This is a genomic window from Bradyrhizobium sp. CCGB01, assembly GCF_024199795.1.
Lineage (GTDB): Bacteria > Pseudomonadota > Alphaproteobacteria > Rhizobiales > Xanthobacteraceae > Bradyrhizobium.
Map to the genome: position 1 here is coordinate 4,803,480 of NZ_JANADK010000001.1, position 23,379 is coordinate 4,826,858.

16 protein-coding genes and 1 pseudogene are annotated in these 23,379 nt (G+C 66.2%); 9 read left to right on the plus strand and 8 right to left on the minus strand.

What is annotated here, in order from left to right; all coding sequences use genetic code 11:
- Positions 1–46: 46 nt before the first annotated feature.
- Positions 47–1,279 (minus strand): FAD-binding oxidoreductase, encoded by a 1,233-nt coding sequence (locus NLM25_RS22090; protein WP_254138375.1) that lies wholly within the window; start codon positions 1,277–1,279, stop codon positions 47–49.
- A gap of 42 nt (positions 1,280–1,321) precedes the next feature.
- The gene (locus tag NLM25_RS22095; protein WP_254138376.1) at positions 1,322–2,818 is read right to left on the minus strand and encodes an amidase; all 1,497 of its coding nucleotides are present in this window, start codon (positions 2,816–2,818) and stop codon (positions 1,322–1,324) included.
- A gap of 36 nt (positions 2,819–2,854) precedes the next feature.
- On the opposite strand from NLM25_RS22095, the pseudogene NLM25_RS22100 reads away from it, so the two are divergent.
- Positions 2,855–3,145, plus strand: a pseudogene (locus tag NLM25_RS22100) (transcriptional regulator); the annotation flags it as partial.
- 66 nt (positions 3,146–3,211) lie between these two features.
- Here the strand turns inward: NLM25_RS22100 and NLM25_RS22105 are convergent.
- Positions 3,212–6,364 carry a ribonuclease E/G gene (locus tag NLM25_RS22105; protein WP_254138377.1) on the minus strand — a complete coding sequence of 1,051 codons (3,153 nt, stop codon included), beginning with the start codon at positions 6,362–6,364 and terminating at the stop codon, positions 3,212–3,214.
- A gap of 705 nt (positions 6,365–7,069) precedes the next feature.
- Here NLM25_RS22105 and NLM25_RS22110 point away from each other — a divergent pair.
- From NLM25_RS22110 to NLM25_RS22135, 6 genes are all read left to right on the plus strand, one after another.
- Positions 7,070–8,365 carry an N-acetylmuramoyl-L-alanine amidase gene (locus NLM25_RS22110; RefSeq protein ID WP_254138378.1) on the plus strand — a complete coding sequence of 432 codons (1,296 nt, stop codon included), beginning with the start codon at positions 7,070–7,072 and terminating at the stop codon, positions 8,363–8,365.
- 229 nt (positions 8,366–8,594) lie between these two features.
- Positions 8,595–11,096, plus strand: coding sequence for a penicillin-binding protein 1A (locus NLM25_RS22115; protein WP_254119009.1), 2,502 nt, complete (start codon positions 8,595–8,597; stop codon positions 11,094–11,096).
- Between the two features lie 113 nt (positions 11,097–11,209).
- A protein-coding gene (gene prfB, locus NLM25_RS22120; protein ID WP_254119011.1) for a peptide chain release factor 2 occupies positions 11,210–12,341 on the plus strand; the annotation gives its coding sequence in 2 pieces (ribosomal slippage) (positions 11,210–11,278 and positions 11,280–12,341; 1,131 coding nt in all).
- A 2-nt stretch (positions 12,342–12,343) separates the two neighbouring features.
- Positions 12,344–13,225 carry an NAD(P)-dependent oxidoreductase gene (locus NLM25_RS22125; protein ID WP_254138379.1) on the plus strand — a complete coding sequence of 294 codons (882 nt, stop codon included), beginning with the start codon at positions 12,344–12,346 and terminating at the stop codon, positions 13,223–13,225.
- Between the two features lie 142 nt (positions 13,226–13,367).
- A complete protein-coding gene (locus NLM25_RS22130) occupies positions 13,368–14,279 on the plus strand; it encodes a DMT family transporter (RefSeq protein ID WP_254138380.1) in 912 nt (303 codons plus the stop codon).
- Between the two features lie 109 nt (positions 14,280–14,388).
- The gene (locus NLM25_RS22135) at positions 14,389–15,624 is read left to right on the plus strand and encodes an ABC transporter substrate-binding protein (protein ID WP_254138381.1); all 1,236 of its coding nucleotides are present in this window, start codon (positions 14,389–14,391) and stop codon (positions 15,622–15,624) included.
- Here NLM25_RS22135 and NLM25_RS22140 read toward each other — a convergent pair whose 3' ends face one another.
- From NLM25_RS22140 to NLM25_RS22160, 5 genes are read right to left on the minus strand one after another with little or no spacing between them, the layout of a single operon-like run.
- A complete protein-coding gene (locus tag NLM25_RS22140; RefSeq protein ID WP_254138382.1) occupies positions 15,625–16,917 on the minus strand; it encodes an O-antigen ligase in 1,293 nt (430 codons plus the stop codon). It lies immediately after the preceding gene.
- A 12-nt stretch (positions 16,918–16,929) separates the two neighbouring features.
- The gene (locus NLM25_RS22145; RefSeq protein WP_254138383.1) at positions 16,930–18,309 is read right to left on the minus strand and encodes a glycosyltransferase family 1 protein; all 1,380 of its coding nucleotides are present in this window, start codon (positions 18,307–18,309) and stop codon (positions 16,930–16,932) included.
- The gene (locus NLM25_RS22150) at positions 18,306–19,046 is read right to left on the minus strand and encodes an ABC transporter ATP-binding protein (protein WP_254138384.1); all 741 of its coding nucleotides are present in this window, start codon (positions 19,044–19,046) and stop codon (positions 18,306–18,308) included. Before NLM25_RS22150 ends, NLM25_RS22145 begins: the two co-directional genes overlap by 4 nt.
- A 3-nt stretch (positions 19,047–19,049) precedes the next feature.
- Entirely contained in the window at positions 19,050–20,987 is a 1,938-nt protein-coding gene (locus tag NLM25_RS22155; RefSeq protein WP_254138385.1) for a glycosyltransferase, read from the minus strand.
- 7 nt (positions 20,988–20,994) lie between these two features.
- The gene (locus tag NLM25_RS22160; protein ID WP_254119029.1) at positions 20,995–21,159 is read right to left on the minus strand and encodes a hypothetical protein; all 165 of its coding nucleotides are present in this window, start codon (positions 21,157–21,159) and stop codon (positions 20,995–20,997) included.
- 124 nt (positions 21,160–21,283) lie between these two features.
- Between NLM25_RS22160 and NLM25_RS22165 the strand changes: the two genes are divergently transcribed.
- A complete protein-coding gene (locus NLM25_RS22165; protein WP_254138386.1) occupies positions 21,284–22,171 on the plus strand; it encodes a DUF6502 family protein in 888 nt (295 codons plus the stop codon).
- On the plus strand, positions 22,168–23,367 hold the full coding sequence (locus NLM25_RS22170; protein WP_254138387.1) for a DUF5666 domain-containing protein: 1,200 nt from the start codon (positions 22,168–22,170) through the stop codon (positions 23,365–23,367). Before NLM25_RS22165 ends, NLM25_RS22170 begins: the two co-directional genes overlap by 4 nt.
- Positions 23,368–23,379 lie beyond the last annotated feature (12 nt).

The following is a 23,379-nucleotide window of genomic DNA, read 5'->3' on the forward strand; positions in this document are numbered from 1 at the left end:
CGGCCTGGCAAGGGTTGCGCGCGATAGGCTGCCTCGACGCGTCGGCCTAGAACCGCTCCGGCCGGTATGGCGTCGGATCGATCGCCGGCGTCTCGCCGCTCATCATCTCGGCGAGCAGGCGTCCCGTCGCGGGTCCCAGAGTAAAGCCCTGGTGGCCGTGGCCAAAATTCATCCAGAGGCCGGGATGGCGCGGCGCGGGGCCGAGCACCGGCAGCATGTCGGGCGTGCAGGGGCGGGTGCCGAACCACGGATCCGGCTCGACGCGCCTGCCGAGGTCGATCAGCTCGCGCGCGGACGCCTCGGCGCTGGCGAGCTGCACCGGGGTGGCAAGTGCATCCATGCCGGTCAATTCCGCCCCGGTGGTGATGCGGATTCCTTTCGCCATCGGACCCATGGCATAGCCGCCGGCCTTGTCGACCAGCGGCAGATCGAGCGACGCGCCGCCGCTGTAATGCATGTGGTAGCCGCGCTTGCGCACCAGCGGAATGCGGTAGCCGAATTTGTGCAGGAGATCGGGCGACCACGGCCCGAGTGTCACGACGGCGTGGGTTGCGTCGATGCGACCGTTGTCCGTATCGACCGACCAGCCGGTCGCGGTCTGCTGCAAACTCTGGGCGTCGCCGAGCACGATCGCGCCGCCGAGGCGCTCGAACAGCTCGGCATAGGCCGTGACCAGCGCGCCGGGATCGGACACGGTCCAGGTGTCGAGCCAGTGGATCGCGCCGGGCAGGTCGTCGCGCAGGATCGGTTCGGCCTTGGCGAGCTCGGCCCCGGAGAGCGCACGAAACCTCACGCCGAATTCGCGCTCGTCTTCTTCCGCCGACTTGACGGCGAGATCGAAGGAAGCTGCGTCGCGATGCAGATGCCGGTATCCCGCGCGGCGGATGAGATTGTCGGCATGGGCTTCACGAATGAGGATGTCGTGCTCCGCCGTCGCGTAGGCGATCAGCCGCGCCCAGGCGTCGATCGCCTCGCGATGCCGCTTCGGCGCCGAATGCCACCAGTAGCGGAGCAGGGGCTCGATATGGAGATGGAGTGACGACAGGCTGTAGCGCACGTCGTTGGTGCGGCCGGTCGCGATCTTCAGGAGTGTGGCAAGGTCGCGCGGCATCGGATAGGGGCGGACCGCTTCCGCCTGGATCATTCCGGCATTGCCGTAGCTGGTCTCGCGGCCCGGCTCCCTGCGGTCGACGAGCGTGACGGCCCAGCCGCGCTGCCGCAGATGCAGCGCCGCGCTCACGCCGATCATGCCGCCGCCGAGAACGATCGCGTTTTGCATGGGCAGAATTCTCCTGTCAGACCGGTTGTGGGACGAGGTCGGTCATTCCCAGGCGAGGAAGCCGGGGGCGGCCGACAGCGGCGGCGCCGCGGCAAGCCGTGCCAGATCGGGGACCGGCCGGCACAATTGCGCATCATCAGCCAACGCCGCTTCGATGCTTGCCGCAACCGAAAGCACGATGGCATCGCCGCCACGCGGACCGACGATCTGGAGGCCGAAAGGCAATCCGGCTTCGTCGAGACCGAGGGGAATGCTGATCGCGGGATGACCGGGAAGCGTCACGGCATAGGCGAGCGCGAGCCAGTGGAAGTAGGATTTCGTCCGCACGCCGTCGATCTCGGCCGGATAAAGCTCCGACCACAGCCGCGGGCTCAGCGTGATGGTCGGGCTGATCAGCACGTCGCAGCTTTCGAAGAAGCTCTGCCAGGCGCGATAGATCCGAGTCTGCGTCGTCGCAGCGCGGCCGTGATCCTCGAGCGTGTAGGCGAGGCCTTCCTCGACATTGGCGCGGACATTGGGGCCGAGCATCTCGGGACGCTCTTTGTAGTTCTTGCCGTGCATGGCCAGGAACAGGCCCGCGCGCAGCACCGCAAAGGCGTCGTCGGCGCCGGAGCAATCCGGCGTCGCTTCGCGGCATTCGGCGAAGAGGGTTGCGAGCTTGCCGACGCGGTGACGGAACACGCGGCGGATCGCCTGCTCGGTCGGTGCGAAGCCGAAATCCTCCGTGAAGGCGAGACGCAGCTTGCCGAGCTCCGCAGGGCGCGGCGCGGCCCAGCGCTCGGCGCGAGCGCGCAAGGGTTCGCCGGGCAGCGTATAGGCGAGTGGATCGCGGGCATCGTCGCTCGCCATCACCGACAGCATCAACGCTGTGTCGGCGACATTGCGCGCCATCGGCCCGTCGGTCGACAAATTGGACCAGCCGAACGCGCGCTTCTCGCTCGCCACAAGCCCGTAGGATGGCCGCATCCCGACGATGCCGGCAAAGCCGGCCGGATTGCGCAGGGAGCCGCCGGTATCCGAGCCCGAGGCGAGCGGGGCCATGCCGCAGGCGAGCGCCACCGCCGAGCCGCCGGAGGAGCCGGCCGCCGAGCGTGAGGGATCGAAGGGATTGCCGGTCGCGCCGAACACGGGGTTGCGGGTGTTGCCGCCGGCCGCCCATTCCGGCGTGTTGGTCTTGCCGAAGATGATCGCACCCGCCGCGCGCAGCCGCGCGACCGAGCCCTGGTCGGCGATCGGGACGTTGTCGCTCAGCAACGGGCTGCCATAGGTGGTGCGCAGCCCGGCAGTGTCCTGGGTGTCCTTGATGAGAACGGGAAGCCCGTGCAGCGCGCCACGATCCTCGCCGCGCAGGATCGCGGCCTCGGCTTCCTTGGCCGCAATGCGCGCGCCTGATACGTCCAGCGTCACGACGGCGTTGACGGCGGGATTGATGGTCGCGACCCGCGACAGGCAGGACTCCAGCAGCTCGACAGGCGAGATCGCCCGGGCGGCCAGCAGGCGGCGCAGCTCAACGGCGCTGGAGTTGCAAAGCTCTGACAAATGCCAATCCCTCTCAAACTGCGAAAACGATCTAGCACATATCAATGCACCAAGCTGATCGGCAAACGCATGGCCGATCCTGGCCAAGGTCTGCGCACGCTCGCTGGAGGAATTCGGACCGCTGCTGCGCCATGTTCTACACACCGGCGATCCTTGGCGAGGGCGATGGTATCTATCTCGACAGCACCATGGGCCACGCCTATCTCAACGCCGGCGCTGGGCGTCTGTCTCTGCACCAGCGAAGCACCTGATCTCTACGACCAGCTCCGCCAGATCGCTGCGCGCGACGCCGTGCCACCGGGTCACGACGAACTGCCGCCGCCGTAGCGAGCGAGGCGAGTGTCGAAACAAAAACGCCCGGCTGTGCCGGGCGTTTTGCATTGAATGTCCGGCTTACTCGCCGCCGCCGAACCGGCGCGACCACCAGCCGGCGCGACGCGGTGCAGCCGGCGTCTCGCTTGCCGCTTCCGGCGCGGGCTCAGGCGCCGGGGTCGGCGCGGCGACCGGTTCGGCTGCCTGCGCAACCGGCGCTGCCGGCTCGCTCTGGCTGCTCGACAGGAAGCTCACCTTTTCCCGGACCGTGGAGCGGCGACGCGCAGCCTTGTCGTCGGCGGGCTCTTCTTCCGCAGCGGCAGGAGCGGGCTCGGGCTGGGCCGGCGCCTCGATCTGCACCTCGGCACGCGGCTCGGGCTGGCTGACGGGTTCAGTGACTTGCGGCTCGACGGTGTGTTCGGCCTGAGCGATCGAGGGCGCAGCCTCGCCGCCAAAGCCGTCGAAATCGGCAACGGCATTGGTCGCTTCCGGCGGCGCACTGGCTGCGAGCTCGTCGCCGATCGAGCCGGCGAGACCTTCCTCGTTGCCCCCACGACGGCGGCGTCCACCGCGACGACCCCGCCGGCGGCGGCGATCGCCGCTGCCCTGCTGCTCGCCGCGGGCTGCCTGGTCCTCACCTTCCTCGCCGTCCTGCTCGGACTCGGCGTCCTCTTCACCTTCGCCGGCCGCAACGGCCGCCTCGGAAGACGTCGGAGCGCCATCCTCGCGCACCTCGCCGTCGCGCTGGCCACCGCGGCCGCGCCGGCGACGGCGGCGCTTGCGGCGCTGGCCGTCCTGCTCGGAGGCCGCTTCGCCGCCAGCCTGCTCCTCGGTGAGACCTTCGGTCTCCTCGGTCTCGACCTCGGATTCCAGCTCCGGATCAAATTCCTCGTCGTCATAGGCCTCTTCGGCCAGCGGCGGCGGGCTTGCCGCGGCCTGTGCCGCCAGCAGCGCCTTGGCGGCTTCCAGCGTATGCACCTGCTCGCCGCGGTCGATGAGATAGGCCTGCGGTCCGCTGACGCTGGGGTCGGCGATGACGGCCAGCGTAACCTTGAAGCCGTTCTCGAGGTCGCGCAGATGGCCGCGCTTGTGGTTCAGCACATAGAGCGCGACGTCGGTGCGGGTGCGGACCACGAGGTTGTGGGTCGCGCCCTTCATCAGGATCTCTTCGAGGCCGCGCAGCAACTGGAGCGCAACCGAGGAGACCGAGCGGACGTGGCCGGTGCCGCCGCAATGCGGGCAGGGATCGGTCGAGGATTCCAGCACGCTGGCGCGGATGCGCTGGCGCGACATCTCGAGCAGGCCGAAATGCGAGATGCGGCCGACCTGGATGCGCGCGCGATCCTGCCTGAGGCAATCGGACAGCTTGCGCTCGACCGAACGGTTGTTGCGCTTCTCGTCCATGTCGATGAAGTCGATGACGATCAGGCCGGCGAGGTCGCGCAGGCGGAGCTGGCGGGCGACCTCTTCGGCCGCTTCCAGATTGGTCTTGAGCGCGGTGTCCTCGATATGGTGCTCGCGGGTCGATCGTCCGGAGTTGACGTCGATCGAGACCAGCGCCTCGGTCTGGTTGATCACGATGTAGCCGCCGGAGCGCAACTGCACGGTCGGCGAGAACATCGCGTCCAGCTGGCTCTCGACACCCATGCGTGAGAACAGCGGCTGGCCGTCCCGGTACTGCCGTACCGCGCTGACATTGGCGGGCATCAGCATTTTCATGAAGTCGCGCGCTTCGCGGTAGCCGGACTCACCGGCGACCGAGATCTCGTCGATCTCCTTGTTGTAGAGGTCGCGCAGCGAGCGCTTGATCAGCGAGCCTTCCTCGTAGACCAGGGTCGGGGCCTGCGATTTCAGCGTCAGATCGCGCACCGTCTCCCACATCCGGATCAGATATTCGAAGTCGCGCTTGATCTCGGGCTTGGTGCGGGCGGCGCCGGCGGTACGCAGGATGATGCCCATGCCCTCGGGCACGTCCAGATCCTGCACCACTTCCTTCAGGCGCGAACGGTCCTGGGCGCTGGTGATCTTGCGGCTGATGCCGCCGCCGCGCGCGGTGTTCGGCATCAACACGGCATAGCGGCCGGCGAGCGAGAGATAGGTCGTCAGCGCCGCGCCCTTGTTGCCGCGCTCTTCCTTGACGACCTGCACCAGCATCACCTGGCGGCGCTTGATGACTTCCTGGATCTTGTACTGGCGGCGCGGGCGGAACGTGCGCTCCGGCACTTCCTCGAGCACGTCGTCGCCGCCGACGGATTCGACGACTTCCTCTTCGGCATCCTCGCCGTCGTCTTCGTCCTCGTCGTCGTCTTCGCCGGCTGCTTCCGTGGCCTCGGCATGCGGCGCATCAGTGCTCTCACCGTAGACGGCGTCGGCGGGTTCAGCGGCAGCGGTCACGGCTTCGGCGAGAGCCTCGGCGTGGGCTTCGGAGGCGTGGGCTTCGGAAGCGTGAGCCTCGAAGGTGTGGGCCTCCTGCGGTTCGGCGGCGGTCTCGGTTGCCACCACGGGCTCGGCGCCGACGGCAGCGACAGGCGCGGGCGTCTCGTCGGCATGATCATGGTCGTGACGATCGTGCTCGCCGTCGTGACCGTGGTCATGATCGTGCGCGTGATGGTGATCGTCATCATGGCCATGATGATGATCATCGTGCCCATGTCCTTCGTGGTCATGCCCTTCGTGGTCATGATCGTGGTGATCATGGTCGCCATGATCATGATCGTGATGCTCGGCGTCGGCGTGCAGGTGCTCGCCCTCGTGCGAAGCGCCCTCGGCGTGCGCCTGCAGGGTCTCGCCCTCGACCGGCTGGGCCGCTGGATCGGCGCCGGCCTCGAGGCCCTCGACGATGTCGCTACGGACGCGATCGCCATGGCCGCGGCGGCGGGCGTTGCGGTGGCGCGAGCGGCGACGGCCGTGGGAGCGGTTCTCGCTCTCTTCCTCGGCCTCGCGATGGGCCTGTTCCTCGGCCTCGATCAGTGCCTGCCGGTCGGCGACCGGGATCTGGTAGTAGTCGGGATGGATTTCGCTGAAGGCAAGGAAGCCGTGGCGGTTGCCGCCATATTCGACAAAGGCGGCCTGGAGCGAAGGCTCCACCCGGGTGACTTTGGCGAGGTAGATATTCCCGCGCAGTTGCTTGCGTTGCGCGGTCTCGAAATCAAACTCTTCGACGCGATTGCCGCGGACCACGACGACCCGGGTCTCCTCCGGGTGGGTGGCATCGATCAACATCTTGTTGGGCATGTCTTAACTCTTGGCGGCGGCGGGCGCGATTCACCGTGGGCGCGATCTGCGCTGCCGGGTGACGCGACGGTCCACCTGATTCGGGGGTGAGGGGAAGGCCGAAACGCCGTCTCTCGCGCCTTGCCGAATCGGAAGCTTCAGGACCGAAGCGGCGCGCGGGATTGTCACTCCGCAGCGTCGCGAACGGTCCTTCAGAATTCGTCGGCACAGTCTGGCGCATCAAGCGTCGGCCCGTATGAAACATTGGGCGGCGGGGCCGCCCCTCAATCAGTTGCTGCTGGCCAGGCATGGCGCGAGCGCGCTCGCCTTGGGGATTACGAACCGCTCCCTTGGGATTAAGGGACCGGGTAACGGGTCGCGTCGCTGTTAAACCGTCCCGGAAACGCGGTGGTAACCGGGGACCGTCCGCCACCGGGGCTTGACCCGCTCCACCTCGCTGCCGCGCACCGCGCTGGTCTTTGAGGGGAACGGAAAAACGCTGGAATTCCCAAACCTTGAGAGTTCCGGCGCTGCACCGGGAGGCTGAATGCGACACAACCGGAAATATCGGCCGTCAGCACTCCGTACATACGTGGAATGGGCCAACCGTGCAAGGGAGCGTCGCACGGCGGTCACAGTCGGGGAGTTTCGTGCATCTTGGCATTAAGGACCAATTAACCCTGTGGTTCTATTGCGTTAAAAGGGCTGCTCGGAGGCACGGAATCGGTGGCGAGCCGCACAAATCAAAGGGTTTTGCTGGGATGCGTGGTTCTGTGCGCCGCAGCATTGGCGTGGGCTGATTCCTGGCGCCTGAGCGCGGCGGAAAGCCAGCCGCAACCCCCTGTTGCGGTAGCGAATTTTCCAATCGCCTCGGCGGCCCGGCTGGCCGGCGATGGCAAGCAGACCCGCTTCATTCTCGACATCGATCAGACCGTCACCTTCCGCGCCATCACCCTGGCCGACCCGTACCGGGTGGTGGTCGATGTGCCCCAGGTCAATTTTCAGCTGCCTGCGGGCACCGGGATCGCAGGGCGGGGACTGGTCAAGGCCTTCCGCTATGGGCTGGTCATGCCGGGCGGCTCGCGAATCGTGTTCGACCTGACAGGCCCGGCCAAGATCGCCAATTCCTATGTGGTGGAGGCGGCCAACGGCCAGCCGGCCCGGCTCGTGCTCGAACTGGAGGAGGTCGACCGCACCGCCTTCGTGTCGACGCTCGCTCCGGAAAAACGTCCCGAACTGCGGCCCGCAATCGCCGATGCGCCGCCCGCAACGGTTCCGGCCGCCGCAGCTCCGGATGCCCCGCAGCAGAAGGCCGACGGCCGTCCGATCGTCGTGATCGATCCCGGCCATGGCGGCATCGACAATGGCACGCAGTCGAGCGGCGAGAGCGAGAAAAACCTGGTGCTGGCCTTTGGGCTGGCGCTGCGCGACCGGCTGGACAAGGCCGGCAAATACCGCGTGGTGATGACCCGGGACGACGACACCTTCATCCCGCTCAACGACCGGGTCAAAGTCGCGCGCAACCTCAAAGCCGCGCTGTTCGTCTCGATCCATGCCGACGCGCTGCCGCGCGCCGAGGGTGATGCGCAGGGCGCGACCATCTACACGCTGTCCGACAAGGCCTCCGACGCCGAGGCGCAGCGGCTGGCTGACGCGGAAAACCGGGCGGACGCGATCGCCGGCTTCAATCTCGCGGAGGAGCCGACCGATGTCGCTGACATCCTGATCGACCTCACCCAGCGGGAAACCCGTACCTTTTCAAGCCGTTTTGCCCGGCTTTTGATGGGCGAAATGAAGTCGACCGTGCGGATGCACAAGCATCCCCTGAAATCGGCCGGCTTCCGGGTCCTGAAGGCGCCCGACGTGCCGTCGGTGCTGGTCGAGATCGGCTATGTCTCCAACAAGGGCGACCTCGAACATCTGGTGTCCGAGGGCTGGCGGTCCAAAGCCGTGGGCTCGATGGCGCAGGCGATCGACGGGTTCCTGACCAAGCGAATGGCCACCGTCGGCCCGTCGAATTGAGAGGGATTTTCCGTCCCGCCGCAAAAGCCCTAGTTTGGCCACAGCGGGCGCTCTATAAAAATGCCGCAGGGGGTTCCGGAATCGGCGAGAATCCCGCTCGGCAAGCGTCTTGGGTCCGGCACGGATAGTATTGAGTAGGCCGGTGAATTCGCGACGTGAGGCTGGCGCCTGTTTTGGTGCCAAGGGGCTGATACTGGGCTGATCCAGAGTTTGAACGGATAAACACATAATGCGCTTGCTGGTGCGGTTCATGGGCTTCCTGTTCGCCGCGGGAACGGTGTTGTTCCTTGTTGGTGTCGGTGCCATCGCAGGCCTGATCTGGCATTTCTCCAAGGACTTGCCCGACTACTCTCAGCTTCAGGATTACGAGCCGCCGGTGATGACCCGCGTGCACGCGGTCGATGGCTCGCTGCTCGGCGAATACGCCAAGGAGCGGCGGCTGTACCTGCCGATCCAGGCGGTGCCGAAGCTCGTGATCAACGCCTTCCTCGCCGCCGAGGACAAGAATTTCTACGAGCATGGCGGCATCGACTACACCGGCATGGCGCGCGCCGGCGTGGTCTATATCCAGAATTACGGCTCCAACCGCCGTCCGCAGGGCGCCTCCACCATCACCCAGCAGGTCGCCAAGAACTTCCTTCTGACCAACGAGGTCTCCTTCGCCCGCAAGATCAAGGAAGCCTTGCTGGCGATGCGCATCGAGAAGACCTACTCGAAGGACAAGATCCTCGAGCTGTATCTGAACGAGATCTATCTGGGCTTGGGTGCCTACGGCATCGCGGCCGCCTCGCTGGTCTATTTCGACAAGTCTGTGAACGAGCTGACCGTCGCGGAAGCGTCCTATCTTGCGGCGCTGCCGAAGATGCCGGCGACGCTGCATCCGGTGCGTAACCGCGATCGCGCCATCGAGCGCCGCAACTACGTCATCGATCGTCTGCTGGAGAACGGCTGGATCAAGCAGGCCGACGCCGACAAGGCCCGCAAGGAGCCGCTGGCCGTCACCAACCGTTCCAACGGGGCCCACACCTTCGCCGGCGAATATTTTGCCGAGGAAGTTCGCCGCGACATCTTCGAGCGCTACGGCGAGAAGAAGCTTTACGAAGGCGGTCTCTCCGTCCGCACCACGCTCGATCCGAAGATCCAGGTCATGGCGCGCAAGGCCATGGTCTCAGGCCTCGTGAACTATGACGAGCAGCAGGGCTATCGCGGCGCCATGAGCAAGCTCGATACGTCGGGCGATTGGGGCGTCAAGCTCGCCGAGATCAAGTCGCTCTCCGACATCTCGCCATGGCGCATGGCGGTGGTGCTGGAGACCAGCGACCAGTCCGCGCGCATCGGCTTCCAGCCGAGCCGCGAGCTCGGCGGCGCCGTCAGCAAGCAGCGCGAGACCGGCATCGTCACGGTCGACGGCGTGCGCTGGGCGCGCGCCGCGCAGGGCGGCACCAAAGGCAAGACGCCGACGGCGGTGTCGCAGGTGCTTCAGCCCGGCGATGTGATCTATGCCGATCCGCTCTACAAGGACGGCCAGCCCGTCGAGGGCCAGTACCGGCTGCGCCAGATTCCCGAAGTCTCCGGCGCGATGGTGGCGATGGACCCATGGACCGGCCGCGTGCTCGCGATGGTCGGGGGCTTCTCGTTCGACCAGAGCCAGTTCAACCGCGCCACGCAGGCCTACCGGCAGCCCGGTTCGTCGTTCAAGCCGATCGTCTATTCGGCTGCGCTCGACAACGGCTATACGCCGTCGACCGTGGTGCTCGACGCGCCGATCGAGATCGACCAGGGGCAGGGCGCCGGCGTGTGGCGGCCTGAAAACTTCTCGTCGGGCAAATTCCAGGGGCCGGTGACGCTGCGCAACGCGCTGCGGCAGTCGCTCAACACCGTGACCGTGCGCCTCGCGCAGGACATCGGCATGCCCCTGATCGGCGAATATGCCCGTCGCTTCGGCGTCTATGACGAGCTGCCGAACTATCTCTCCTACGCGCTCGGCGCCGGCGAGACCACGGCGATGCGAATGGTCACGGCCTATTCGATGCTCGCCAATGGCGGTCGCCGGGTGAAGCCGACCTTGATCGACCGTATCCAGGACCGCTACGGCCGCACCATATTCAAGCACGACCAGCGCGAATGCCGTGGCTGCGACGCGCCCGGCGGCTGGAAGAACCAGGCCGAGCCGCAGCTGATCGACCGCCGCGAGCAGGTGCTCGACTCCATGACCGCCTATCAGATCACCGAGCTGATGGAAGGCGTGGTCCAGGCCGGTACCGCGACCGTGGTCAAGGAGGTCGGCAAGCCGATCGCCGGCAAGACCGGCACCACCAACGAGGCCAAGGACGCCTGGTTCGTCGGCTTCTCGCCCGACGTCGCCGTCGCCATCTATATGGGCTACGACAAGCCGCGCGCGCTCGGTAAGGGCAACGCCGCGACCGGCGGCCATCTGGCTGCTCCCATCGCGCGCGATTTCCTCAAGCTCGCGCTCGCCGACAAGCCCGCGGTTCCGTTCAAGGTGCCGGCCGGCATCAAGCTTGTGCGCGTCGTCGCCAAGACCGGCATGCGCGCCGGCCCCGGCGAGACCGGCGGAACCATTCTCGAAGCCTTCAAGCCGGGCACGGCGCCGCCGGACAACTACTCGGTCATCGGCGTTGCCGACGCCGACGGCCGCATGCCGGCCTCGCAGCAGCAGCAACCGGATTCCGGCTTCTTCATGCGGCCGGGCACGGGCGGGCTGTACTAAGGCTTAGGACAAGGCAGACGATCGCGGTTCCGGCGGTTGCGCTTTGCAGCCGCCGCCGCTACATCCCCACTTCAGTTGTTTGCGGGACCAATTCCGCGAGACCAGAGAACGACATGCGCGCCGAAATCGAACGGTTGGTAGAAGAGATCAAGCAGTCAGTCGGGCTGCTGAGGAGGCATCTTTGACGTCGAGAAATCGACGGCGCGCCTCGCTGAGCTGAACAAGCTCGCAGAAGATCCCAACCTCTGGAACGATCCCCAGAAAGCCCAGAAGCTGATGCAGGAGCGCACCTCGCTCGAGGATTCGCTGTCCGGCATCGGCAAGGTCGAGCAGCAGCTCGAAGACGACATCGGCATGATCGAGCTCGGCGAGGCCGAGGGCGATGCCGGCGTCGTCGCTGAAGCCGAAGCTGCGCTGAAAAACCTCAAGAAGGAGGTGGCGCGGCGCGAGCTCGAGGCACTGCTGTCGGGCGAGGCCGACCGCTTCGATTCCTATCTCGAAGTCCATGCCGGCGCCGGCGGCACCGAGAGCCAGGACTGGGCGCAGATGCTGCTGCGCATGTACACGCGCTGGGCCGAAACGCACGGCTTCAAGGTCGAATATCTCGAAGAGTCCGAGGGCGAAGAGGCCGGCATCAAGTCGGCGACGATCCAGGTCTCCGGCCACAATGCCTATGGCTGGCTGAAGACGGAAGCCGGCGTGCACCGCTTGGTGCGCATCTCGCCGTTCGATTCCAACGCGCGCCGCCACACCTCGTTCTCGAGCGTGCAGGTGTTCCCCGTCATCGACGACAGCATCAAGATCGACATCAAGGAATCCGACGTTCGCGTCGATACGATGCGCTCAGGCGGCGCCGGCGGCCAGCACGTCAACAAGACCGAATCCGCGGTGCGCCTGACGCACATCCCGACCGGCGTTGCCGTGGTCTGCCAGGCCGGCCGCTCCCAGCACAAGAACCGCGCGCAGGCGTGGGACATGCTGCGCGCACGTCTTTATGAAATCGAGCTGAAGAAGCGCGAGGAGAAGGCTGCCGCCGACCAGGCCGCCAAGACCGACATCGGCTGGGGCCACCAGATCCGCTCCTACGTGCTCCAGCCCTACCAGATGGTCAAGGACCTGCGCACGGGCGTGCAGACCTCCGACACGTCAGGCGTGCTCGGCGGCGATCTCGACGACTTCATGGCCGCGACGCTGGCGCAGCGCGCCTTCGGCACCACCGGCGCCGATATCGAGGACGTGGACTGATCATGCCCCGTGTCGCCTTCATCGGATTGGGGCGGATGGGTCACGGCATGGCCGGCCGCTATCTCGATGCCGGCTTCACGGTGACGCTGTGGAATCGAAGCAAGGCGAAGGCCGAAGACCTCATCGCGCGCGGCGCGCATTGGGCGACTTCGCCAGAGGATGCCGCGATCGACGCCGACGCTGTCGTGACCATGGTTGCCGATGACGAGGCTTCGCGCGCGGTCTGGCTCGGTCCCAAGGGCGCGGCCAAGACAGCGAAGGCCGGCACCATCGCGATCGAATGCTCCACCGTCTCCTATGACCATGCGCGCGAGATGGGCCGCGAGCTCAATGCGCGCGGGCTCATCTACATCGATTGCCCCGTGACGGGATTGCCGGATGCGGCAGCGAGCGGAAAGCTGACGCTGCTCGCCGGCGCCGACGCGGCCGATCTCGAACGGGCGCGTCCTTATCTCACGCCGATCGGCTCGACCATCCGTCATTTCGGCGCGGTCGGCTCCGGTACCGTCTACAAGCTCATCAACAATCTGATGGGCGCGATCCAGATCGCCGGGCTCGCCGAGGGCCTCGCCATCGCCGAGCAGGCCGGGCTCGACATGAACCTCGTGCTGGAATCGATCCAGGCGGGCGTTGCCGCAAGCCCGCAGGTGCAGCGTCACTCCAAGCGCATGGTCGCTCGCGATTTCAGCGGCGCGACGTTCACGGCGGCGCTGCGGCACAAGGATGCCGCGTACGCCGTGAAGCTGGCCGAGAGCCTGCTCGCCGACAAGCCGCTGGTCTCGCGTGCCGCGGTCGAGTCCTACGCCCAAGCCAAGGCCGCGATGCCTGATGACGATGAAGGCAAGATGATCGAGCTGGTGTCGCGGCCGAAGAAGCCGCTTTAGTCAGGTCGCATCACATGGGGCAGCCTCGTTCGCTCCATTCATTCCGAGCAGCGGTTTTGTAAACCTCTGCTTCATCGGAAAACGGGTGGCAAGATCGGCCGCACTGTCCTAGGCGGCAGGTTCTGCCATCGAGATGAAACCCATGCCCCCGAACGACAACCGGATCGACGCGCGAGACTGGTCGCTGCTCGCTGTGCTCTCGGTTCTCTGGGGCGGCTCGTTCTTCTTCAACGGCGCGGCTTTGCGGGAATTGCCGCCGCTGACGCTGGTGCTCCTTCGCGTCGCGCTTGGCGCGGTCATCCTCCTCCCGCTCCTGCGCGTGCAGGGGATCGGCTTCCCCAGGGGGGTGGTCGGCTGGAAGCCGTTCGTCGCGATCGGGCTGCTCAACAACGTCATCCCGTTCTCGCTGATCGTGATCGGGCAGACTTTCATCCCGAGTGGACTGGCGTCGATCCTGAATGCGACCACACCGCTGTTCACGGTGATGGTGATGGCTGCCGCGAGAGAAGAGGCCCTGCAGATGCGGCGCGTGGCCGGCGTGGCGCTTGGCCTTCTCGGTGTGATCATCCTGCGCGGATGGGGGATCGAGACGCGGACCGGGCAGGGGCTCGGCATCCTGCTTTGCCTCGGCGGCGCGCTCAGCTACGGCTTTGCAGCACTCGCGGCGCGGCGGCTGTTGAAGGACTCGGCCCCGCTCGGCACCGCCACGTTTCAACTGATGGCATCCACGGCGATGATGGCAGTCGTCGCCGGTGCGGTGGAGCAGCCGTGGCGTCTTCCAATACCAGGCCTCGCGACCTGGCTTGCCGTGCTCGGCCTTGCCGGCCTGTCGACGGCGCTCGCCTACATCGTCTTCTTTCAGATCATACGGCGCTCGGGCGCGACCAATGTGATGCTGGTGACGCTGCTCATCCCCGTCACCGCCATTCTTCTGGGATGGCTGGTGCTGGGCGAGCCGATCTCCGTGCGCGAGATCGCGGGCGCCGTCGTCATCGGCAGCGCGCTGCTCGTGATCGACGGGCGCGTTCTAAATGTGCTGCGGCGCGGCGCGTAAGTTCCAGCTTCGCCGTTTCACCGTGCGGAAAATCGTGGCGCTTGCCAGCCGCGAGTCTCCTTGCGACACTCTCCACAAAACAAGACTACAAAACACAGGGGAGAGAACGATGCCGGGTCGTCGCGAAAACCTTGCTGCCCTCGCCATTCTTGCTGCCGGCGTGCTCGTCACGACACCGGCTTTGGCGCAGAAGAAATACGATCCCGGAGCCACCGATACCGAAGTCAGGATCGGCAACATCATGCCCTATAGCGGGCCGGCGTCGTCCTATGGCGTGATCGGCAAGACCGAGGCCGCCTATTTCAGGATGATCAACGACCAGGGCGGGATCAACGGCCGCAAGATCAACTTCATCAGCTATGACGACGCCTATTCGCCGCCGAAGGCGATCGAGCAGGCGCGCAAGCTGGTCGAGAGCGACGAGGTGCTGCTGATCTTCCAGCCGCTCGGCACGCCCTCCAACTCGGCGATCATGAAATACATGAACGCCAAGAAGGTGCCGCAGCTGTTCGTCGCCTCCGGCGGCACCAAGTTCGGCGATCCCAAGAATTTTCCGTGGACCATGGGCTTCCAGCCGAACTACCAGAGCGAGGGGCGCATCTACGCAAAATACATCCGCGACAAGTTTCCAAACAGCAAGATTGCGGTGCTCTGGCAGAACGACGACGCCGGCAAGGACCAGTTCAAGGGCCTGAAGGACGGGCTTGGCGACAAGGCGAACATGATCATCGCCGACAAATCCTACGAGGTCAGCGATCCCTCGATCGACTCGCAGATCGTGGCGCTGCACGATTCAGGCGCCGACATCTTCTTCTCCTGGGCTGCGCCGAAGGGCTCGGCGCAGGCGATCCGTAAAGTGGGAGAGCTTGGCTGGAAGCCGAAATTCTTCCTTGCAAACACAGCAACGTCGATCGCGTCGGTGTTGAAGCCCGCCGGCCTCGACTATGCCAAGGACATCATCTCGACCGCGTATCTGAAGGACCCGACCGATCCGACCTGGGACAAGGATCCGGCTGTGATCAAATGGCGCGAGTTCATGGACAAATATTACCCCGACGGCGACAAGGCCAACGCCAACAATCTCTATGGCTATGTGCAAGCCGAGGCGATGGCGCAGGTTCTGAAGCAGTGCGGCGACAACCTCTCGCGAGAGAATGCGATGAAGCAGGCCACCAGCCTGAAGGATTTCCACACCGACCTCATGCTGCCCGGCATCATGGTCAACACCTCGCCGGACGACTACTTCCCGATCGAGCAGATGCAGTTGATGCGCTTCAATGGACAGGCCTGGGAGCTGTTCGGCGACGTCATCACCGGTGAGGTCGGCCACGAGCGCAGCCAGTAGTCAGGGCCGGCTGCCGGCCGTGTCTCCTCTTTTGGCTTTCAGCGCCATGCCGCCGGCGACGCCGACGGCCAGCACATACATCCAGCCCTCGTGGAAATCGAACAAATGCGAGTTCAGCAGCGAGCTCGCGATGTTCTGGACGACGGCGGCAAGGCCGATCCACGCCGCGAGACCCTCGCCCAGGAACAGGCGGAGATGGGCGATCCACATTGCGTAGAGCAGGATGACGCCCAACAGGCCCCACTGCATGGCGACATTGAGGGTCTGATTGTGCGGATTGCTGACGATCTCGGCGTCGAGGCTGCTCCCGCCGGTGGCCGCGCGCTCGAACTGGCGTTTGATCGATCCGGTGCCGTGGCCGATCAGAGGTGCCTCGGTGAAAGCGTGAAGCGCCTTGCGCCAATAGGTCAGCCGCTGCGCGGTCGAGGCGCGACTGATGTTCTCGTGGCCATGACGGTATTCGACGGCGACGTCGGTGATGCGCTGGCGTAGATAGGGCGATGCCGTCCAGGCCAATGCGCTCGCGGCGATCGTGCCCGCGAGCAGGACCAGCGCCGCGCGCCCGCTCAAATGCCTCCAGGCGAAGAGGGCGAGCAGCACCGCGATGCAGAGCAGCGCCGTCCGGGCCGAGGCAACGAACACCATGTTGGTGGCGAACAGCAAGATCAGTGCCGCGCAGACCGCTGTCGCGGCCACGCGTCCGCCGCGCCAGAAAGTCAGCGCGGGCAGGGCAAGCGCAAAGGCGCAGAGCGTGAATTCCTGGCTCTGGTCGATGTAGTTCTTGACGGGAACGCCGGCCGACGCCGTCGCGGTGATCTTCCAGGCGGGATCGAGCAGAACGATCCAGGAGTAGACCGCCAGCATCGCGCAGGAGGCGAGAAAGGCGAGGCAAACCCGGAAGCCGTGCTCGGATCGGCTGAAATGATAGAGTAGCGCCGGGATCAGCACGAGCTTTGCGACCGGCTTGATCGCATGCAGCCGGTCCGCCCACGCGCCGTCCGACCACAGCACGCCGACCAGCGCAAGCAGCAGGAAGACAAAGGGCAGGGCGAAGGCAGGCCGTGCGAGCTGGCGCGAATAGTCGCGCCAGTCGATGGTCGGCGTCACCACGAGCAGCCAGAGCCCGACCAGGATCGAAGGCGCCGTGGTCGACCAGGGCAGCGACGCCGCGATCAGGGCGGCCAGCACGTCGGCGGCCCGGATCAGCGCGGGCGATTTGCCCATGGCTTGCCAACGGGCGCGCAAGGCTTGTGGTCCGGCCGGACCGGGCCATACCGCGGGTTCAGCGCTCATGCGCAGCGATGCCTATTGCGCGGCGGCGAGGCGTTCCCGGGGCCTCTCACGCCCAAGGAAGTCGCGCGCCTGGGTCTCGTAGCCGAAGCGTTCGGCGAGCTCATGCCGTCGCGCGCGGATCCTGCCGCGCCACTCCTCCTGCCGCGTCAGCACGCGGGCAACGGAGGTTGCGATCGCGTCGGTCGAGAACGGGTCGAAATAGTCGGCGAGCTCGCCCGCGACCTCGCGAAACACCGTGATGTCAGAGCACAGCACCGGCGTGTTCGCCGCCAGCGCCTCGATGATCGGCACGCCAAAACCTTCCGCAAGGCTCGGCATGATCAGCCCGTGCGCCTCGGTGATCAGGGCCGCCTTCTCGTGCTCGTCGACATAGCCGGCGAAGCGGACGTTTGACGGCAGATTACGCATCCGGCTGATCTCGCCGGCATAGCCAATCACGACGAGATCGGCCTGTGGCACGCCGCGGAAGGCGCGGATGACGGTGGCGACGTTCTTGCGCGGTTCGTTCGAGACGATGACGACAAAGCTCGGCCGCCCCGGACGCCCCGACGGGGCTGGGAGGTGCAGGACATCCGGGGCGTCGAACCGGGTGCGGGGATACACGACCCGCGCCGGCAGGTGCGCAAATTGCGGCAACAGTTCCCTGAACCGCATCATGCTGTAGTTTGAAACGAAGGCGAGCTCGTCAGCCTGCTGCAGGCTGGTGCGAATTCGCGCCAGGAACTGCCGCGTCGCGATGTCGCTGAGCTTGAGGTCGGTGAGCGGCAACAGGTCGTGGACCACGCAGATCACCTTTGCGTCGGGCCTGCGCTTGATCGCCACCCGGGTCGGGGTGTCCACGACGATGACGTCGTAGTCGCGCGCGTCGATCCGCGGCGGCGGCAGCAGGAAGAACGCCGAGGAGTCCTGATAGTTGAAGAATCCGGGCTCGAGCTGAAAGTCGCCGAACAGTTCGAGATGACTCAGATCCGGCGGAATGTATTCGAGCGCTTCCGTCCGGTTCTCGATCATCCGCGCGTGCAAGCCACGCAGGCCGATGGCGCGCAGGAGGCAGAGGATGTTGTCACGCGACAGCATCATGCCGGCTCTGTGGCGGAGCCAGTCGAACTTGCGGCGCGTGCCGCTGAGCGTTACCGGCCCGCTCATGTTGACTTCGTCCAGGAAGCGATAAAGAGCAAGCAGCTCGATATTGCGCGACTGTGCCGCAAACAGCTTTGTGCGTCGCTCGCGCCGGCACAGCTTGCGGTAGCGCTTCGAGGTCTCCACGAGTAGCGTGAGTTCATGGCCCTCCGCGGCGAGCGAACGTACCAATTCCCGGGTAAAGTGGAAGATACCGCGCTTGTGATTGGGTTGTCCGAGCGACTCGGAGACGAAAAGGATGTTCTGTTTCATGCGCGTTTCTCGCGGAACTCGAAGGCGTGCGTGACCGGCGGCTCGACCGCGATGGTCGAGGCGATGCGGCCGTGATCGAGGTTGATGATGCTGGAGCAGGTGCGCCGCAGCAGCGGTTGGTCGTGCGAGGCGATGATCACGATCGCCGCCTGCGATACCAGGTGTTGCAGCCGCCGCTCGGCCTTCTCCGCAAAATGATCGTCGACGACGCTGAGCCATTCGTCGAGCAGCAGGATGTCGGCCGGGAAGGCGGTGGCGGTCGCGAACAGCACGCGCATCAGCATGCCCGAGGAGAACATCCGCAAGGGCAGCCGCTGCATGCGAGCTTCGAGCTCGGTGAAGGCCCAGATCTCGTCGATCACGCTGCGGGTCGGCTTGCGGCCGCTGATCCGCAGCAGCAGTGCGATGTTGTCCTCCGCCACGAAGTCCAGATTGACCCCGGCGTTCAGGCCGAGCAGAGGCACGACGTTGCCCCTGATCGCGACGTGGCCGCTGCTCGGCGGATAGACGCCGGCGATCAGGCGCAGCAGCGTTGATTTGCCGGAGCCGTTGGGTCCGGCAAGCCCGATACGGGCGCCGGCTTCGGCCTCGATCGTGACATTGTCGACGGCGCGAATGATCCGCATCTCGCCCGGCTCGCGGATGAGATGGCCGAGCAGCCGGCGCTTCAGCGAGAAGTCGTAGGCGCCGTAGAGCGGGTAGTCGAGACAGACGTTGCGCAGGCTGATCGAGACCATGGGTCAAATCCAGAATGCGGCTTTGCGCAGGTGGACCAGCGTCAGCACGCTCGCAAAGATCAGCAGCGCCAGCGTGATGAGGACGTAGACGATGCTGGTGGGATCGATATGGCCGCCGGCGAGCGGCTCGCGCCACACCGCGAACAGATGGGTCAGCGGGTTGAGCCGCATCACCGTCGAGCGCTGATTGATCATCTCGGCGGACCAGATCACGGGCGAGGCGAGGAAGGCGAGCATCAGCGTGGATTCGATGATCGGCTTGAGGTCGCGATAGCGCGTTGCCGTCGCGCCGAGGACGAGACTCAAGGCGAAGGTGCAGGCGATGAAGAGCAGGAGGCCCGGCAGCGCCTCGAGCGCGTGAGAGAGGTCGTGCGGCGACAGGATCAGCCAGAGCACCAGCGGCACGCAGGCGTTATGCAGCGCGAACAGCGCCTGGCGGAAGGTGCATTGCAGGAGGAAGATCACCGGCGGCAGCGCCCGGTCGCGGATCAGGCTTGCGGAATTCTGGAGCGCCGTGGTCGCATCGAGCACGACGCTGTTGAGGAATGTCCAGGCCGTCATCGACAGCGCCAGCATCGGCAGGCGCGATAGCATGTCGGCGTTCGAGACGTGGCCGATCACGGAGCCCAGCACCGCGACCACGATCGCCATCTGGAGCGACATCCAGAACGGGCCGAGCAGCGAGCGGACGTAACGGTGCCGCATGTCGGACCATGCCAGGGCCGCCGCGATCCGGACGCTGTCCAGCCAGCCGGTCGCCTGCAGCGGTTCAGCGGCGGTTGCGGGTTCCTTGCTCGACGCGGTGCAGGACACGGTGACAGCATCGCGATAGACGGTTTCCATGCCTTCCTTGAAGGCTGTGGCGGAATAGCGGGTGAGGGCACGCGTCCGGGCCGAAAGGCCCATGCGGCGGCGGCGCTCGGGATCGCGGATCAGGGTGTCGATGGCCTCGCCCAGCTTTTCGGCATCGCCGGGCGGCACCGTGATTGCCTCCATGCCGTGACGGGCGATGCGCGGCACCGCCGTATCGAGCGCCGTGTTCACGACGGGTCGGCCGGCGGCCATGGCCTCGAGCTGGACCAGGCCGAAGGTCTCGGCATTGGTCACCGATGGCATCACGAAGACGTCGGACAGGCACATCAGCTTGATGCGCTCGCTGTCGTTCACCGAACCGAGCAGGCGGACGCGGTCACCGAGGCCGAGCTCGCGGATCAACTGCTCGAGCCGCGGCCGCTCGGTACCTTCGCCGATGATCCAGACCTCGAAATCGTATGCGGCCGCCGCGCGGATCAGCACGTCGAAGCCCTTGTAGGGCACGAGCCGGCCGCAGGCGAGCACGAGCCGGCCGCGATCGTTGACGTGGTGCGGCTCGATCTTCGGCCAGTCGTAGCCCGAAGTATCGATGCCGAACGGTACGACGTGGCACTTGTGTTCGAATTCCCGCAGCAACGGCGTGTTCTCGACCAGCACGTGGTCCGAGACGATGATTGCCGTCGCCCGGCGCAGCGTCCGCCGCATCAAGGGCTCGATGAACCAGCGCAGGCCGGCATGGCTGACGATGTCGGCGTGCCAGTGCACCACCAGCGGCCGTTTGGCGCCAAACCCGAAGGCGAAAACGAGGTCGGCGAGCGGGAAGGGGGCGTGGAGCGCGAGCAGATCGTGCTCGGCCATCTTGCGCCACAGCCGCCAGGGATAGGTGGGGGCGGCGGGAAGCGACAAGAGATTGCCGAACGAGCGGACGCGCTCGACCGGCACGTCATCGACGATGATCTCGCGCTCGGCCGATTGGGAGCAGGTCAGCACGGCGGAGGCGAACGTGTCCTTCAGGCTGGCGCAGATGTCGCGGATCACCGTGAGCGTGCCGCCGAACAGGTCGGGATAGTAGATCTTGAAGATGTGCAGCACCGACGGACGGCGCGGGGTTTCGCTGATGTGATGCATGATGGCGTCAGCCTGCGAGAAGAGCTGCGACGAACGGTGCGGCCAGCACCGAGATGAAGATCACGCCGCGCAGCAGCGCCGGCAGCATCGGCTCGATCGTGAGGCCGTGACCCTGCAAGGCAATCGGCACGGCGTGCAGTGAGCTGGAATTGCGGACCAAGCGGTCAGCCATGGGTGAGAATCCCTTTACGTCGCCCTCAGTGGCGTCTCGTATATGTGGGAAAATTTACCACGTCAATCGTCAAGTGGGAAAAAGTGGGATTGTGTCCCACGCCGAGCGCCGTTACACTCCAGACATGAATGCCAAGTCCGGGTCCAAAGCAGCGGCTCCGCAGCCGAATGCCGCCGCGAAGCTGCACGCGCCGCTGGCGCGGCTGCTGCGCCCGCTCGTGCGGCTCTGCATCCGCAGCGGCATGACCTTCCCGGCGCTGGCGCAACTGCTTCGCGAGCTCTTCGTCAACGTCGCCGAGCACGATTTCGCGCTGGAGGGGAAAGAGCAGACCGACAGCCGGGTCAGCCTGCTCACCGGCATCCATCGCAAGGAGGTGGCGCGGTTGCGTGGGGCGGGCGCGCCGGTGCACGAGGCGCCCGCCGCGGTGTCGCTGACGAGCGCCGTGATCGCACGCTGGCTCGCCGCGCCCGAATTCACCGATGCGAAGGGCGAGCCGCTGGCGCTGCCGCGCACGGCCGAAGGCGATTCGCCGTCGTTCGAGCAGCTCGTCGCCTCCGTCACCAAGGACGTGCGGCCGCGCGCGGTGCTTGACGAATGGGTCGACCGCAAGCTCGTCACCATCAACGACGCCGACGAGATCGAGCTGGTCGAGGCGGCCTTCGTCCCGAGCGGCGAGGACGACGGCAAATGGCACTATCTCGGCCGCAATCTGCACGACCACATCGCGGCCGCCGCGCAGAACGTCTCAGGCGCAGCGCCGCGCTTCCTCGAACGCGCGGTGCACTACAACAACATCTCGCCGAAGCTGGCGCGGCGGCTCGAGGCGCGCTCGCGCGAGCTCGCGATGGACGCGCTGAAGACCGCCAACCGCGAGGCCAACCGTGCGCTCGCCAAGGACAAGGGCGGTGAGGCCCGCTGGAATTTCGGCATCTACATCTACAGCGAAGACGCCGATGAGGGTGAGACCAGGGAAAGCGGCAAGGACGTCGGCAAGGAGGGTGGTTCTTCATGAGCCGGCCGCCGCTGATCTCCCGCCGTCTGCTGCTGACAGGATTTTGGCTCGCCGGCACGGCGATCGCCCATGCGCAGGTCAAGCGCGGCAGCGATCAGGGCATCGGCGGTACCGGAATCAGACGCGGTGACGACCACGGCATCGGCGGTACCGGCATCGTCGGCGTGATCCAGCGTTTTGGCAGCATCTACGTCAACGGCGAGCGCGTCACTTACGCGAGCGACGTGCCGGTCAGGATCGACGGCGAGGCGGCGAGCCCGAGGGCTCTGCGCATCGGCCAGCTCGCACGCGTGGTCGCAACCCGTCAGGCCGACGGCACGCTCGTGACGCGCAATATCACGATCGCGAGCGAGGTCGCCGGTCCGATCGAAGCCGTGAAGGGCAACGAGCTGACGGTGCTCGGCCAGAAGATCGTCGCAACCGACAAGGAGAGCAAGCTTCGCGCGGGAACGCAGGTGGCCGTCTACGGCCTGCGCCGGACCGACGGCGTGATCGTCGCCAGCCTGGTCGAGCCGCGGCGCGAGGCAACCGAGCGTGTTACCGGTCTGGTCGAGCGCGGGCCGGACGGCTTGCATATTGGCGGGCTGAAGCTGCGCGGCGTCGATCCGCTGCTGGTCGGTCAGCGCGTCCAGATCGAAGGCAGTTCGAGCCAGGGCGCGATGCAGGCGGCGCGCACGCGGATCGACGATTTCTCGGATCTGGTCGGCGCGAGCCGCCTGTCGATCGAGGCCTATGTGCAGCGGGTGGGATCGAATCTCCAGTTCGGCTCCGGGCTGGTCGCGCATGACAGCTCGCGATTTGGCCCCGCGGCCGGTGAAGCCCGCATGGTGGTCAATGGCGCGTTCGATCGCTCGCGCGGCTTCCAGGTGGATTCGGCTCAGGCCATCGGTCAGGGGCCGGGAGCGCCTCCGTCCGGCGGCGGCAATCCCAATCGCTCGCCCGGCGGTTCGATCCTGCATCCGAATCGCAGCACGCCGAGTCCGGGCGGCAATCAGCCGGGTGCGCCAGGTGCGCCCGCGCCGGGATCGAGCCCCGCTGGCGGTCCCGGCTCGGCGCCGTCAGGACCCGCCGGCCCGTCGGGTCCCGGCGGACTCGGTTCGCCCGGCGGGCCCATGGGACCCGGCGGCGGAATGGGTGGTGGGATGGGCGGTGGTGGCTTCGGTGGTCCCGGAGGCGGGATGGGCGGCCGGCGCTAGAGGCCGGACAGG

Bases quoted from the DNA above. Each gene is read 5' to 3' on its own strand.
- NLM25_RS22090 (WP_254138375.1), bottom strand. From the start codon at position 1,279: ATGCAAAACGCGATCGTTCTCGGCGGCGGCATGATCGGCGTGAGCGCG.
- NLM25_RS22105 (WP_254138377.1), bottom strand. From the start codon at position 6,364: ATGCCCAACAAGATGTTGATCGATGCCACCCACCCGGAGGAGACCCGG.
- NLM25_RS22115 (WP_254119009.1), top strand. From the start codon at position 8,595: ATGCGCTTGCTGGTGCGGTTCATGGGCTTCCTGTTCGCCGCGGGAACG.
- NLM25_RS22125 (WP_254138379.1), top strand. From the start codon at position 12,344: ATGCCCCGTGTCGCCTTCATCGGATTGGGGCGGATGGGTCACGGCATG.
- NLM25_RS22130 (WP_254138380.1), top strand. From the start codon at position 13,368: ATGCCCCCGAACGACAACCGGATCGACGCGCGAGACTGGTCGCTGCTC.
- NLM25_RS22135 (WP_254138381.1), top strand. From the start codon at position 14,389: ATGCCGGGTCGTCGCGAAAACCTTGCTGCCCTCGCCATTCTTGCTGCC.
- NLM25_RS22140 (WP_254138382.1), bottom strand. From the start codon at position 16,917: ATGAGCGCTGAACCCGCGGTATGGCCCGGTCCGGCCGGACCACAAGCC.
- NLM25_RS22145 (WP_254138383.1), bottom strand. From the start codon at position 18,309: ATGAAACAGAACATCCTTTTCGTCTCCGAGTCGCTCGGACAACCCAAT.
- NLM25_RS22150 (WP_254138384.1), bottom strand. From the start codon at position 19,046: ATGGTCTCGATCAGCCTGCGCAACGTCTGTCTCGACTACCCGCTCTAC.
- NLM25_RS22155 (WP_254138385.1), bottom strand. From the start codon at position 20,987: ATGCATCACATCAGCGAAACCCCGCGCCGTCCGTCGGTGCTGCACATC.
- NLM25_RS22160 (WP_254119029.1), bottom strand. From the start codon at position 21,159: ATGGCTGACCGCTTGGTCCGCAATTCCAGCTCACTGCACGCCGTGCCG.
- NLM25_RS22165 (WP_254138386.1), top strand. From the start codon at position 21,284: ATGAATGCCAAGTCCGGGTCCAAAGCAGCGGCTCCGCAGCCGAATGCC.
- NLM25_RS22170 (WP_254138387.1), top strand. From the start codon at position 22,168: ATGAGCCGGCCGCCGCTGATCTCCCGCCGTCTGCTGCTGACAGGATTT.